The following is a 13914-nucleotide window of genomic DNA, read 5'->3' on the forward strand; positions in this document are numbered from 1 at the left end:
AAAAGCTGTGCAGAATTATATATTCTACACAGCTGCACATTATTCGTTTAGCAAGTATTCCATTAACACTTTTGCAGTTTCTTGTTTACCAATGACTTTAATCGGTTGTCCTTGTGCAGGCACTATCCAATGTGGCTCTTGTCCGCCATACAGTGATTGCGAGCTATTAGCAACCATGAATTGCGCATTCGCTGTCTCCATACGAAGACGTGCACGGGACAGTAAAAACTCCTCATCATCCGTAGCCTCTAGCTTAAATCCTACTAACGTGACATTAGGTTGCCAACTCTTTATTTGCCCTAGCACTTTTGGCGCCTTTTTAAAATGAATCACAGGGGGCTCGTCCGATGGCATCTTCCCTGCACCTTCCATTAGATTCCCTGATTGATCGTACACTTTATCAATGACCCAATCTGAACCTGCCGCTGCCATAATCACGATGTCTACTTGTTCTTCCTGTACAGCATGGCGAACCTTGTCACCTAAATCTTCAATACCTTCAAAGCGTACTGTACGCATTTTATGTTGATTAATCGGCAGTTGCGCAAAATAACCATACATATAGATAACGTCCGCTCCAGCTTCTAGTGCTGCTTCAGCCAAATAGCAGCCCATAGAACCCTTCGATAAATTCGTATGCCCGCGCACACGATCCCATTTTTCAAGTGTTCCCCCACTTGTAATGAGTACGGTTTTTCCTTGTAATGTCCCCACTCACACTCACCTTTTCTTTTCAAACTAATAACTAATTGATATCCAATCTACATGTTCTATTTTAACGTAAAAAGCTTAAATAACCTATTTCTTATTTTGTTCTTTTAGCCACACGCTTAAAATTTCCGCAAACTTTTTCGTTACTGGTGAGGCTTGATGTTTCATTGCCAGTCCTATCGTACGATAACCACCTTGCTTTAGTGGGATAGCCCTTAATGAGGACGGTAGTCGGTTAATCACTAATCGAGGTAAAATGGAAATGCCTAAATCGTGTGAAATCATTGAAATAATTCCAACCTCCTCCGATAGCTCGAACCGAATATTCGGTTTTACATGGTACTGCTCTAAAATTACTTTTACATCATTAGTACCTCGATACGACGTCATTATAAAAGGCATGTCTTCTAGTTCAGTAATATCAATTTCTGATCGATTGTAAAGAGAGCTTTGATCGGAAACTATACATAAAAGTGGGTCTTGGACTAATTCGATAAATTGAAATTGCTCCGATTTTTGTCCATTTAAAAAACCAGCATCAACTTCTCCACTTTGTAGCCACTGTTCGATTTCATAATAATCGCCTTCACGTAACTCAACTTGAATACCTGGAAACTGATTGTCCATAATACGAATAATTTCTGGCATCCAGTTGGAAGAAATACTAGAAATAACACCGATTCGTAATTTCCCTCGGGTTACCCCTAAAATATGTGCCGCTTCTTGTTGTAATAATTCGTCCGCATCGAGTACATTTCGCATTGCCCGAAGCATTGTTTGACCCTCACTCGTTAATGTCACACCTGTACGACTACGATGAATAAGGGCAAAGCCACATTCTTTTTCTAAGCTGGAAACAGCATGACTAACTGCCGATTGGGTTAAGCCAAGTGCATCTGCAGCTTTCGTAAAGCTGGAAACTTCTGCAACTTTGTTTAAAATCTCATATTTGACTAAACTCATTCACATTCCCTCATATATACATGAATTTTTTTAATATTAATCATTATAAACATTCGTTTTACTAATCACAATACAAGATATATAGTAAATTTTAGTATGAAACTGTTTTAGTACACAGAGATAGAAGGTGCATAATGAGTAATCAAGGAAAAGCAAATTTATTAATGGTCATTGTAACAATGTTTTGGGGATTGTCTTATACGTTTATGGTAATGGGACTTGAAACATTAGCTGTCTTTAACGTAGTAGCATTACGCTGTATTATCGCTTTTTTGGCAGCAGGCATTATTTTTTATAAACGTATGCTAAAAGTCAATTTTAAAACATTGAAATATGCAGCTATTCAAGGTTTGCTATTATTCATAGTATTTGCACTGAGCTTATTTGGATTAGAGACAACTTCCGTTTCAAATGCTGGATTTATTTTAAGCCTTACAGTAGTCTTAGTGCCTATTTTTAGTAGCTTTATCGAGAAAAAATTGCCTTCAAAAGCAGTAAGTTTTGCAATTGTTAGCACGATGATTGGTATTACGGTTTTAACAGTCCAACATTCTTTTACTTTTCAAACAGGTGATATATTAGTCGCAATCGCAGCGTTGTGTTATTCCATTTACCTACTATTAAATGGTAATTTCACACGTAATGTAGAATCGATTTCCTATGGCATATACCAACTCGGTTTTGCTGGCATTTATGCGCTTGTTTTAACACTACTTTTTGAAACACCAACTCTTCCGAATTCAACTACTTCATGGATTGCCATCCTAGGACTTGGAATTATTTGTAGTGCATTTTGCTTCGTTGGTCAAACTGTTGCACAACAGTACACTTCTGCTACACATACAGGACTTATTTTCTCATTAGAACCTATTTTTGCAGCGATGTTTGCCATGATGTTTATCGGTGAGGGCATAACGGTTAAATTACTGATCGGTGGAAGCTTTATTTTAATAGGTAATCTTGTCGCACAATTTGAACAACTTCACATTCTACGATTTATGCGAAAACATGAACAAGAAAAAGTTATGCATTGAATTTAAATATACGAAGGCTCTAGAAATATTCTAAATTTCTCAGAGTCTTTTCTTTTTTGTTAATAAAAAAGTAAAAAGTGAAATGGAGTGCATACCATTTCACTTTTTACTTTTTTTGCAAGCTAGTTAAACTCTAGCCACTTACATCTATAAATATCTTCTCATTTGTTCAGCTTCATTCATTTGCTCTTCAGCTTTTAATCGCTCTTCGCGTTGTTCAGGTGTCTCGTCTACGATTGATTGAGGTGGCGTTACATGTGTATCGAATGGGTCAAGTTGAGCGCGTTTCGAATCTGCAATCAGTGTAGACGTTGAAGGATTTACATCATCATGCTCCGCATATAAAACGATAGCACCTTCCTCTACAAGTTGAGCGTAATAAGCTGTTTGCCCCTCTGTCAGATCAAAACGTTTTAAACCTTCCGTCACAGCTGTTTCACCTGTAAACCATGATTTAATTTGGTCAAACCAGTTACCTGCCTCATGTGTTTTCACATCAACATTTGATTTTACATCATCAATTTCGTGTGCTTCTCTAGAAATAATATGAATTTCATCTGTGTTATAACCTTCCATGCGCATACATTTTAAAATATGAAACATCTCTTCTCTCGTATGTGCAACTTCAATTTTTGGGTTTTGTTCATTCATCATGTTCAATTCCTCCTAATTTTGTAAGGCTTACTATGTATGTACCCCCCACCTTTCACAAAAAACCCTTTTTATATATCCTTTATATAACTGTAATATTTGTCATAGCGTTTTGCCTTCTGTAGTGTTTTTGTCATATTTTTATTTATTGATATAAAAAAAGCACTTGGAGCGATTCACTAGACTCCAAGTGCAAATGTTAATTATGCATATTTTTTATCAAGAAAGGCTTTTAACATCCAAGTATGTTTTTCAAGGGAAAGATACATCGAATTTAGTAAATCTTCAGTACGATCGTCCCCTTCCAGTGCCGCTAGCTGCATAGCATTATTAATAGCCTGCATTTGTTTTTCGAAGTCTGAAACAATCGTTGCTACCATTTCATCAGCTGTTTCATTACCTGTTGCTTCTTGAACATGTGATAGCTCGAGATATTCTTTTAACGTGGCAACCGGCTCTCCACCTTTTGATAGAATACGTTCTGCCGTATCATCAAAGTTTATTGTAATTTCATTATATAATTCTTCAAATTTTGCATGGAGTGTAAAAAAGGCATTACCTGTTACATACCAATGATAGTTATGTAGTTTCGTATACAGTACTGACCAAGTTGCGACGAGTTTATTCAATTCCTTGTTTAAATCTTGTGGCATAATTACCCCTCCAAATTATAGTATTTTTAGATTTTTAGTATGCAACATTTTGTCGAACCCTTTCAAGTATACAGATTAAATAGAATAAAAAATAAAAAAATTTTCTAGTTAAACTCCTAATACTCAATACACTATTAGTTTGGTGAATTTAATAAACAGAACGCCAAATAGTATTATTTTAAAATAGCGTCCTATTTTAGTGATGAAGAATTTGAAATGATTGGACATAATTTAAAATTGGTTTATTATAAATGGAGTGATTCGGAAGCAACTTTTATCGATTAACTTTCTGAAAATGATTTAGTTTAGTTTTAATATTCAATAAATAAAAGATATTTTTAAACTAGTAAACCACCTATCAATTTTATTTGATCGGTGGCTACTGTTTTTAAGTTATCGAATTGACAAATCACTCAATATCAAATTTGTATAACTGCTTACTATATGGAATATGTTTAATAAACTTGCCTAATTCAATATTAAAATAGCTTTCAATATCTTCTTTAAGTTTTTTCTCTAAAACTAAAAATTCATTAACAATATAATCTAAGTCAAAAACATTATAAACATTAGATTTTGCCCAAATGGATTTTAACCTAGCTTTATTAGAAAAAGGTATCAAAGAAATAATCGCTCCATCTTTATAATCATCATACTCTACTGAATAATAATGGAAATCCAACCTTTCAATTTCTTTGATACGTTCTTTCCACACATACAGAGACTTATAAAATTCTAAAAAAGCTAGTTCTTCTTCAAAATATAACGCTTCATTAATTTTAATTTTAAAGATAGCCTCTACTCCCAAGATTAACGAAACATTTCTCTTATCTTTATTAGAAATGGCATCTGATTCACTTAAAAATTCATATTCAAATTTTATTTTACTGGAAATGCCGTCCATATATTACCATCATATCCTATCACTATTCTTATTTTTGTTTCACCTTTTGTACCTATTTTTTTATTAAGATTTACGTCAAACTTAAATGATAATTTATCATTATAATTTATTTCAAAATCTGAAACCGAGGCTTTCTGTAATGCTTCTTTTATCCAACCTTTGGCAGTTGTCTGACTGTTAGTATTAAATTTTGCCCAATTGCTAGTACTACTACTCAAATGTTTATTTTTAACAATGAAATTGGGCAATTTTTTTATTGCATTACTTAGAGCATATTTTCCAAAAGCACTTATAAGTGCTTTTTCTCCATACTTTTTAATGGCCCATCTTGCACCTTGTTGAATAACAATAGCTAAAACTGGAATTGCTGATGCATTTGCATCAATTGTATTCATTAAGAATACCTCTTCAGTATCTTTATCTACAAGAAGTGCTTTGAAATTTTCTCCTTCGATTTCCACAAAGATTAAATCATACTCTCTGTCTTTTCCATTTTCTTTTAAATTAACAAACATCTCACCAGAATCAATGTTTATATGCATATATGAATAAAAATCAAAATATTCTGAAATCAAATGCGAACTTATTCCAATTTCATTCATTGAAAACTCTTCTACTTGCATTTCAAAATTTTTATTGCTAATGCCCAAGTCGTCTTCGACATTGATACGATAAACAGACTTACTATCTTCTGAAGATATTTCATTAACACTATAGTCTACATCCAAATCAATTTTTCTCGCATTTGCTTCAATAGAATCATCACTAAAATTGCTCGCAAGACCCATCGCTGAATATGTTATATTAAATACTAAAGCTACAACTAATAATTGGATTAAACATTTTTTCATTTCCTTTCCTCCAAAATATTTTTATTAAGCGTCAATAGCCCTTTTCCATATCCTTTGTCATTTCCTATATTCACAATATAATTGCCTATAACATCTAATAAATCTTTTTTCTCTTCAATATTTTCTTGTTTTAATATCGAAGCAATTATTCCAGTTGCATAGGCAGTCGCAAAAGAAGTTCCTGAAAACAACTCATAATCCCCATCTTTATTTGTTGATAAAATATCAACACCAGGAGCTGAATAATCCACTTTATCAATAGCAGAATATGAATCAATCTTTAAGTTTTCATCTAATGATGCTATAGAAAGTACCCCATCATATTTAGCCGGATAGTCAACTGAAATCCCCATAGTATTCCCTGCTGCAGCAATAATTATAATCCCACTTTTTATAGCCTCTTCAATAGCAATTTTTAAATCTTTACGATCATTGATAAAGCCAAAACTGATATTAATTATATCAACTTCATTTTTAATACTCCAATTAATCCCTTCTATCACTGTGTCTAATTTAGCTTCTCCGTTTTCATTAATTACTTTAACATCATAAATTATAGGATTAGCTAAAATCCCCTTTACTTTCCCTCCTTTAGCTGCAATAATTCCAGCTATAGCTGTACCATGTCCATAATCATCATGAACTTTTTGAACTTTTTCTTTCTTTTTAGAAATCGCATTATATTCTATAAAATCTACATCTTGTAAATCAGAATGCTCTTTATTTATGCCACTATCTAAAATAGCTATTTTTACTGGTATATCATATTCATTTTTATCAAAACCAACAATTTTTTCTGACCAGCTTAAATCAGAACTATTATTATCCAATTTGGCAAATAAAAAAATACAAAATAAAATAGGTAAAGAACCTAAAAAAACAAATTTTATTCTTTTAGATTTGAAAACATTCACCTCTTTCTACACATGAACTCTGCAAAAAAATATAATCAAAAAACACCAATAGTCTTTATGAATTTCTTAAAAGAACCTTCTATTTTCAAACTAGGAAATATTTTAACCGCATTATAATTATTTCACCTTTAAAAGTCAATACATTTTTAAGAATTATTTTTATTTTTATAAAATATGAGCTACATCTAAACTTTGAGAGATAATTTTTAAACAATAATCCTCTGGAAAATAAAAATACTCAAAACGCTAGAATACTAGCATTTTGAGCTTTAAATGATGAAAGTTTTATTGGCATTAACCTTAATCATAAATTTCCCACTGTGTCTACTCATCATCTAATATATTTTCCTTAGACCTTTTCATGGCAGCCTTCATTTGATTTTCACTACTTATTATTTGAAAGCTTACTTGCTTCATTAATCGCAAAATCCGTTTATGATTAAATTGTTTATTAAATTTCTGGTTCATATGCTGCTGAATTTTGCGATAGCCATAGTTCGCTTGTCCCTTTTCATGTAGCTCGCGTATTTCTTTTAAAATCTCGTCATTTTCCTGTTGTCTTGTCGTTGGTGTACGCTGTGTCCATTTATAGTAAGCAGAGCGTGCAATCCCTGCGAATTCACATAGTAGTGAGATGGACAAGTTGTCGTTGTGATGCAATGCTTGAACGGCCATATATTTATTAATTACATTACTTTCCTCCCCTCGAGCTCCTCTAGCTTTTTTAACAATGCATTTTCTGTACGTAGTCGTTCATTTTCATGTTCAAGTTGTTTTATTTCTACCTTGAATTGCTCTTCTACAGTTCGTTCATGTTCTTCTTTATTTCGCCCACGCTTATCTTTCAGCGATTGTTCGTCACCCGCCTCATATTTTTTTACCCACTGGTAAACTTGTTGGTACGATACTTGATACGTATTTGCTGTTAGTTGATAATTGTTGTCGTTCTTTAAACAAAATAAAACAATTTGAATTCGTTCATCTAAGGTCGTTTTTCTTCCCTTTGGCATAAGTGCTTTCCTTTCAGTTTATCCGTCATTTTTTCTATTATAATTGTTAATGGAATGAACGAGAACAACATATTCATTAATGCTTAAAATATAAAAAATACCCCCTTCGTCAGTTGAAGGGGGTATTTTCACTCTGTTTTGTTTCTATTCAAATGTTCCATTTCTTCCATACTTTCTTCAGCAATTAATCGATTTTCCCGCTGCTGAGGTGTCTCGACGTTATCAATCGTATCAATAAATGGTTCTGGTGCTGTCATGCGAGGCTCAAGCGGATCATGGCGATATGGGTTTCCCTCTTGGTCGACCGCTATTTCTAATGGGCCATCCGTATCTGCCTTCTCAGCAAATATAACAATGGAACCATGCTCAACAAGCTCTGCATAATAGGCCGTCTGCCCCTCTGTTAAATGAAAGCGCTTAATGCCTTCCTTTACCGCAGAGTCACCTGTAAACCATGACTTAAATTGATCTACCCAATTCCCTGCCTCATGTGTTTTCACATCAGTTTCCCATTTAATGTCTTCAAATGGCGTAGAGTCTTTGGCAATAATATGGATATCATTTGTATGATAGCCTTGACTATACATATTTGTTAATATTGCTAGCATTTCCTCTTTCGAGTGTGCCACTTCAATATGTGGATTTTGTTCATTCATGCGCTTGTCCTCCTATTTTATGGCCCACTCAAGACACGTGCGTATCAGAGGAATTGCCTTTACCTTTTTTGTTCATAATTACTTAGTGATCTCATTTCATTTTTTATTCGTTAAGATATGCCTTTAACATCCAAGCATGTTTCTCAAGTGACTGATACATCGCATTTAGTAAATCTTCTGTACGATCGTCGCCCTCTTCAGCTGCTAGTTCCATTGCAAAATTTAAAGCCTTCATTAGCTTTTGAAAATCTGAAATAGTTGTTGCAACCATTTCTTCTGTTGTTTCTTTACCTGTTGCTTCATCAATATAAGAAAGTTCAAGGTGCTCTTTTAAAGTAGCAACTGGTTTTCCATCTTTTGAAAGAATACGTTCTGCGATCTCATCTAAATTTAATGTTGTTTCATTATATAACTCTTCAAATTTTGCGTGGAGTGTAAAAAATGAACTGCCCGTTACATACCAATGATAGTTATGCAATTTTGTATATAGTACAGACCATGTAGCTACCAGCTTATTTAATTGTTTGTTTAAATTTTGTGACATAATATCTCCTCCAATAATTCATATACTAGCCTTTAGTATGCGTTACATTGTGTATTGGCTATACCTCATATTTCCCCAATGACACATTTTCAAACATTTGATTTCACACATTGCATATTATTTTTCAAAGTTGACTGACTTTATGCATGAAAAGATAGCTTTTAATTTTTAAAACTTCTGTCTATAATTATTTCACTTTTCGAAATAGTTTCGTTATAATGGTATCACTTACGTTAAAAGGGGTGTTCTTACATGGAAGTATTACCATTACGCAAAGATGTTGCAATAGAGGAAACATGGAATTTACAAGATTTACTTGAAAATGATGCTGATTTTGAACCTGCATTAGCTCAGTTTGTTGAGGATGCAGTAAAATTTGAAAACACATATAAAGGTACAATTACAGATGCTCAAAAAGTAATTGATGTACTTACAGCTTATGAAGCATTACAAGTAGGGATTGTCCCAATCGGAACATATGCAAGTTTAAATATCCAGGCTGATCGTACGGATGAGGTCGCACAAATGCGTGCAGCGAAATTTGGGACAGCAGTTGGTAAAATTAGCAGCTCCATTGCATTTGTACAAAGTGAATTGCTTGCATTGGATGAAGCCATCTTAGAGGAGGCTGCAGCATCAAGTACGCTTTATAATCGCTATATTACAGAGCTATTAAAGCAAAAGCCTCATCAATTGCATCCAGAAGTAGAAAAAACGCTCGCTGCATTAAGCTCTACGTTTGAAGCACCATATGAAATCTATAACACGACAAAGCTTGTGGATATGCATTTTGGAGAGTTCGAGGCAAATGGTAAGAAGCATCCCCTAAGCTATGTTTTATTCGAAAATGATTGGGAACTTGAAACCGATACAACTATACGTCATGCAGCTTTCAACGCATTTTCTAATAAACTCCGTGACTATCAGCATACGACGGCAAAAGTGTATAACACACATATCCAGCAAGAAAAAACGATTTCTGATTTACGTGGCTTCGACTCTGTTATTGACTACTTATTGTTTGACCAAGAGGTAGATCGTTCACTTTATAATCGTCAAATTGATCTTATTACAAAGGAACTTGCCCCACATATGCGTCGTTATGCTAAGCTTGTGCAAAAAGCGCACGGTTTAGAAGAAATGACATTTGCTGATTTAAAAATAGCGCTTGATCCAAGCTATGATCCAAAATTAACAATGGCAGAAGCAAAAGATTATGTTGAAAAATCATTGGCTGTTATGGGTAAAGATTATGCGCAAATGATTGAAAGAGCGTTCAACGAGCGTTGGATTGATTACGCACCAAATAAGGGTAAATCTACAGGTGCATTTTGCTCAAGCCCGTACGGCAGTCATCCTTATATTTTAATGTCATGGAATGAACGTATGAATGAAGTATTTACGCTGACTCATGAGCTTGGTCACGCAGGCCATTTTGTCAATGCGCATGGACATCAATCTTATTTAAATAGTCGCCCTTCTCTATACTTTATTGAAGCACCATCTACAATGAATGAAATGTTGCTAGCAAACTATTTACTGACACATAATGACGATAAACGCTTCAAACGTTGGGTCATTTCAAACATCGTATCGAAAACGTATTATCACAACTTCGTTACGCATTTATTAGAAGCAGCATACCAGCGTAAAGTCTATGAATTAGTAGACGCAGGTGATTCTGTGAATGCAACTGTCTTAAACCAATTAAAACGTTCAGTTTTAGAAGAATTCTGGGGAGATACTGTTAACATTTCAGAAGGTGCAGAGCTTACGTGGATGCGCCAGCCTCATTACTATATGGGCTTATATCCATACACATATAGTGCTGGGCTAACAATCTCTACACAAGTATCGCAACGTATTTTAAAAGAAGGCAGTACTGCAGTAGACGAATGGCTAACTGTTCTTCAAGCAGGTGGCACAAAATCCCCTGTTGAGCTTGCCCAAATGGCAGGCGTGGACGTAACAACAGACCAGCCGCTACGTGATACGATTGCTTACATTGGTCATTTAATAGATGAACTTGAAAGACTAACAGAAGAGATTGATGCTTAATAGATTCCATCTCTTTTCTTCACTTTTTAACGTTACCATCTACGCTCTTTTCTAAGGCGTAGATGGTTTTCATTTTTTAGTTCTAAGCGAGAAAACTCATACATATACTAGAATGAGGGCCCGCCCCATTAACTTTTTTGATATTTCAAAATAGATAATCATTTTTCTTCGTACAAAAGTACCGTTATTATTAAGAGTACGCAATTTATTTAGCAAAAATCGACTAACAATTTTCAAAGGAAGTGTTTCTAATTATGGTAAAACGTAATGATCCATGCCCATGCGGTAGCGGCAAAAAATACAAAAAATGTTGTGAAGGTAAACAGCAAGTTACAGTGGAAGCTGTAGCAATCGAAGAACTAGAGCGTGTATTACAAACATTTTATCTAGAATATCCAGAACGCAAAGATGTTCGAGCTTATATCGAGCATGTTGGTACATGGCAGCCTAAATTAGAGAGCGTACTTCAACGTGAGCTTATTGAAGCGATTGCGTTAGACGACTTCTTCTTCCATCAAGAGCCATCTATTTGGAAAGGTTACTTAAAGAAAACGAAGAAAAAAACGGTTAGACCTTCTACTTTAAAAGTGCTAGAAGGCTGGTCACAACCAACATTATTTATCGGTACAGTGACTGTTGTAGAGGAGAAATATTTCAAAGCTAGTCATGTCCTATCAAATGAAGAAATTTATATTCGTCGCGAAAATGATAAGCCAATTCCTGAGGGAATGCATGTCTTTGCGTTCATCCTGCCAGATGGCACAAAGCAAGAAGCACATTATTTAGCGGTGTCTACTCTTATATTCTTCCCACAAGACCATGAAAAGGTATTTGTGAAGTTAAAAGAAAACTTTGAGGCTTCTAACAAAAAAGTTCAAACCTTCTTAAAAGAAGATCATCTTTCATTCTGGGAGCTACTTGTATCAAATGGCTACAAGGGTGAAGAATTTACAAGCTTTGAGAACGGTGTTATTGCGCAAGTAAAGGAATTTCTTGAGCAAAATGAGCGTGAAACAGCACCAATGCTTGAACTATTAGAGGATTACTTAATCGAAGGACAACCATCTGCACGTAAAGAATCGGCAATCGCAGCAGGTGCCATTCGCTACGGTCAAGAAAAAGAGCTATTTGAATCGCTTTCTTTAACCGTTAAAGAAATTGCAGCGACTTTTGATATCTCGCCATCCTCTTTAACAAAATACTATCAAGATTTAAGCCAATACGCTGCAACTAAATAAAAAAAGAAAAAGTGTTAGATTGATCGCAGTCAATCTAACACTTTTTGCTTTTTTAATGCTACCGCTTGCTGCGTTTCCGAGCTTTATCGGCGATTTACTTAGTTCTATCGGCGATTTCTGCTTGTTTACCGTCGATTCATGGGCATCTATCGGCGATTCATAGACTTCTATCAGCGATTTGACATTCGCCACCTTTGCTCTTGTTTCTAAAACACCACATGCTTATAAATAGAAAAAAGCTACGTATGTTATCTGCATAGCAGAACACAAGGTAGCTTTTTCTATGGTAACCAACCAATATTATTATTTCCGAACATATTGTTATTTATGCAAGCAAGAAAGGAAATATGATTAATTACGTGCATAAATATTTCTTTTTAAGTATTTTGGTGAGAGACTCCATATCTTTGGCTCCTATTTGCTATAAACTTTCATTAGCTCTTCACCAAGAAATTGTAGTCGCTCCCCTACTGTACATTCCTCAATACAAAAACGATGGGCTTCTGGTTTGCCCCGTTCTTTGCGTAGTTGCTTAATGACTAAGCAATCAGCACAGTACATATCATGTAGTTCATCAATATCTTTCATAACCGTCACTTTATCCATTAAGAACATTCGCCCCTTTCACGTCCAAATTTCATGTCTTTCTATTATGAAGCGAACGTTGTGTTCAAGCAACTATTTTGTTCATCCTTATTTAACAAAAATTGTTTGATAATTTGAAGGTTGTCAAACAGCACGATTGCGGTAAAATAAAATGGAAGTCTAATCACAAAGTAGGGATTTTCATGTTAGAGGTCTATATAGATGCGGCAAGTGCAGGTAATCCAGGTCCTAGCGGCATTGGCATTTTTATTAAAGGAGAAGGTCATCACGTTCAAATTAGTGAGTATATCGGTCAGACAAATAATCATATTGCAGAATTCACCGCGTTAGTACGCGGTCTAGAGGAAGCACAAAAGCTTGGTACAAGTATTGTCTCCGTCCGCTCCGATTCAAAGGTTGTCGTGGCATCTATAGAAAAAGAATATGTAAAAAACGAAGAGTTTAAACCTTTTCTTGAGCAAGCGTTAAAACTGGCAAGCAATTTTGATTTATTTTTCATCAAATGGATTCCAGATGGGCAAAATAAAGCAGCAGATGCATTAGCGCGTAAGGCAATTATTAAGGAAAAAAATTAAAATAATAGTGGGACTGCTTAAGCAGTCCCCTGTTCGCTTAATTTTAACTCATTGTACGTTTCTAAAAGCCCTCTATACTCCTTCTTCACCTCTCTTTTAAATAACTCTATAGGAACTAGAAAACTCTGGTATTTATCCAATTGAATTTCATAAAAATGACCATTTTCTTGAATGGTAGTATCGAAATAAGGATAATTGTCTAAAAAACAATCCTATGGAGTCTTCCATCATAATGACTATCAAAAATATAGATTAAATCACACCACGTATCTAATAAATCTTCAGTTAATTGCTCTTCCCCAAAAATCACCACATCATTATAAATTAAGCTGACAAAGCCACATAAATAATCACCTTCGTTTTCTTCTAAAATCGTCTGTGCTTTTTCTACCGCTAAAGGATTGGTAATCGGGTAGCTTTCAATTTTATAAACAGGAGCATATATATCTTCTTCCCCTATAAACGTTTCGATCTTTAGTTTATTCATACAAAGCACCACACTTCTTTGAAAATGAATCTTTTGTTAAAAACCTTAAATTACGGGAA

Annotated in this window: 17 protein-coding genes; 4 read left to right on the forward strand and 13 right to left on the reverse strand. The window is 34.6% G+C overall.

The annotated features are described in order from the left end of the window. Window positions 1–39 precede the first annotated feature (39 nt). Window positions 40–714, reverse strand: coding sequence for a phosphopantothenoylcysteine decarboxylase domain-containing protein (locus JNUCC52_RS04935; RefSeq protein ID WP_337981578.1), 675 nt, complete (start codon window positions 712–714; stop codon window positions 40–42). Between the two features lie 84 nt (window positions 715–798). Continuing rightward, a complete protein-coding gene (locus JNUCC52_RS04940) occupies window positions 799–1674 on the reverse strand; it encodes a LysR family transcriptional regulator (RefSeq protein ID WP_337981579.1) in 876 nt (291 codons plus the stop codon). Between the two features lie 134 nt (window positions 1675–1808). Here JNUCC52_RS04940 and JNUCC52_RS04945 point away from each other — a divergent pair, with 134 nt between their 5' ends. Continuing rightward, window positions 1809–2708 carry a DMT family transporter gene (locus tag JNUCC52_RS04945; RefSeq protein WP_337981580.1) on the forward strand — a complete coding sequence of 300 codons (900 nt, stop codon included), beginning with the start codon at window positions 1809–1811 and terminating at the stop codon, window positions 2706–2708. 147 nt (window positions 2709–2855) lie between these two features. On the opposite strand, the gene JNUCC52_RS04950 is transcribed toward JNUCC52_RS04945, so the two are convergent. From JNUCC52_RS04950 to JNUCC52_RS04990, 9 genes are all read right to left on the reverse strand, one after another. Further along, a complete protein-coding gene (locus tag JNUCC52_RS04950) occupies window positions 2856–3362 on the reverse strand; it encodes a general stress protein (RefSeq protein WP_337981581.1) in 507 nt (168 codons plus the stop codon). A gap of 200 nt (window positions 3363–3562) precedes the next feature. After that, window positions 3563–4012 (reverse strand): Dps family protein, encoded by a 450-nt coding sequence (locus tag JNUCC52_RS04955; RefSeq protein WP_172771046.1) that lies wholly within the window; start codon window positions 4010–4012, stop codon window positions 3563–3565. Window positions 4013–4421: 409 nt separating this feature from the next. Beyond that, window positions 4422–4916 (reverse strand): DUF7878 domain-containing protein, encoded by a 495-nt coding sequence (locus tag JNUCC52_RS04960; protein ID WP_172771045.1) that lies wholly within the window; start codon window positions 4914–4916, stop codon window positions 4422–4424. Further along, a complete protein-coding gene (locus tag JNUCC52_RS04965) occupies window positions 4892–5767 on the reverse strand; it encodes an SAR2788 family putative toxin (protein WP_172771044.1) in 876 nt (291 codons plus the stop codon). Before JNUCC52_RS04965 ends, JNUCC52_RS04960 begins: the two co-directional genes overlap by 25 nt. Continuing rightward, window positions 5764–6681, reverse strand: a complete 918-nt coding sequence (locus JNUCC52_RS04970) for a S8 family peptidase (RefSeq protein ID WP_337981582.1) — start codon at window positions 6679–6681, stop codon at window positions 5764–5766. Before JNUCC52_RS04970 ends, JNUCC52_RS04965 begins: the two co-directional genes overlap by 4 nt. A gap of 324 nt (window positions 6682–7005) precedes the next feature. Continuing rightward, window positions 7006–7356: an IS3 family transposase gene (locus JNUCC52_RS04975; RefSeq protein WP_337981583.1), complete on the reverse strand. Its 351-nt coding sequence runs from the start codon at window positions 7354–7356 to the stop codon at window positions 7006–7008. 11 nt (window positions 7357–7367) lie between these two features. Continuing rightward, window positions 7368–7691 (reverse strand): helix-turn-helix domain-containing protein, encoded by a 324-nt coding sequence (locus JNUCC52_RS04980; protein ID WP_172771041.1) that lies wholly within the window; start codon window positions 7689–7691, stop codon window positions 7368–7370. A gap of 128 nt (window positions 7692–7819) precedes the next feature. Beyond that, window positions 7820–8347 (reverse strand): general stress protein, encoded by a 528-nt coding sequence (locus JNUCC52_RS04985; protein ID WP_337981584.1) that lies wholly within the window; start codon window positions 8345–8347, stop codon window positions 7820–7822. A gap of 103 nt (window positions 8348–8450) precedes the next feature. Next, window positions 8451–8891, reverse strand: coding sequence for a Dps family protein (locus tag JNUCC52_RS04990; protein WP_337981585.1), 441 nt, complete (start codon window positions 8889–8891; stop codon window positions 8451–8453). A gap of 252 nt (window positions 8892–9143) precedes the next feature. On the opposite strand from JNUCC52_RS04990, the gene pepF reads away from it, so the two are divergent. Beyond that, window positions 9144–10949 (forward strand): oligoendopeptidase F, encoded by a 1806-nt coding sequence (pepF, locus tag JNUCC52_RS04995; protein WP_337981586.1) that lies wholly within the window; start codon window positions 9144–9146, stop codon window positions 10947–10949. Window positions 10950–11203: 254 nt separating this feature from the next. Then, window positions 11204–12187 (forward strand): SEC-C domain-containing protein, encoded by a 984-nt coding sequence (locus JNUCC52_RS05000; protein ID WP_172771037.1) that lies wholly within the window; start codon window positions 11204–11206, stop codon window positions 12185–12187. Between the two features lie 414 nt (window positions 12188–12601). On the opposite strand, the gene JNUCC52_RS05005 is transcribed toward JNUCC52_RS05000, so the two are convergent. Then, window positions 12602–12793: a zinc-finger domain-containing protein gene (locus JNUCC52_RS05005; RefSeq protein WP_172771035.1), complete on the reverse strand. Its 192-nt coding sequence runs from the start codon at window positions 12791–12793 to the stop codon at window positions 12602–12604. A 182-nt stretch (window positions 12794–12975) separates the two neighbouring features. On the opposite strand from JNUCC52_RS05005, the gene JNUCC52_RS05010 reads away from it, so the two are divergent. After that, a complete protein-coding gene (locus JNUCC52_RS05010; protein ID WP_172771034.1) occupies window positions 12976–13368 on the forward strand; it encodes a ribonuclease HI family protein in 393 nt (130 codons plus the stop codon). 199 nt (window positions 13369–13567) lie between these two features. Here the strand turns inward: JNUCC52_RS05010 and JNUCC52_RS05015 are convergent, their stop codons facing one another. Further along, window positions 13568–13855 (reverse strand): hypothetical protein, encoded by a 288-nt coding sequence (locus JNUCC52_RS05015; RefSeq protein WP_337981587.1) that lies wholly within the window; start codon window positions 13853–13855, stop codon window positions 13568–13570. Between the last annotated feature and the right edge of the window lie 59 nt (window positions 13856–13914).

Source organism: Lysinibacillus sp. JNUCC-52 (genome assembly GCF_015999545.1).
Taxonomy (GTDB): domain Bacteria; phylum Bacillota; class Bacilli; order Bacillales_A; family Planococcaceae; genus Lysinibacillus.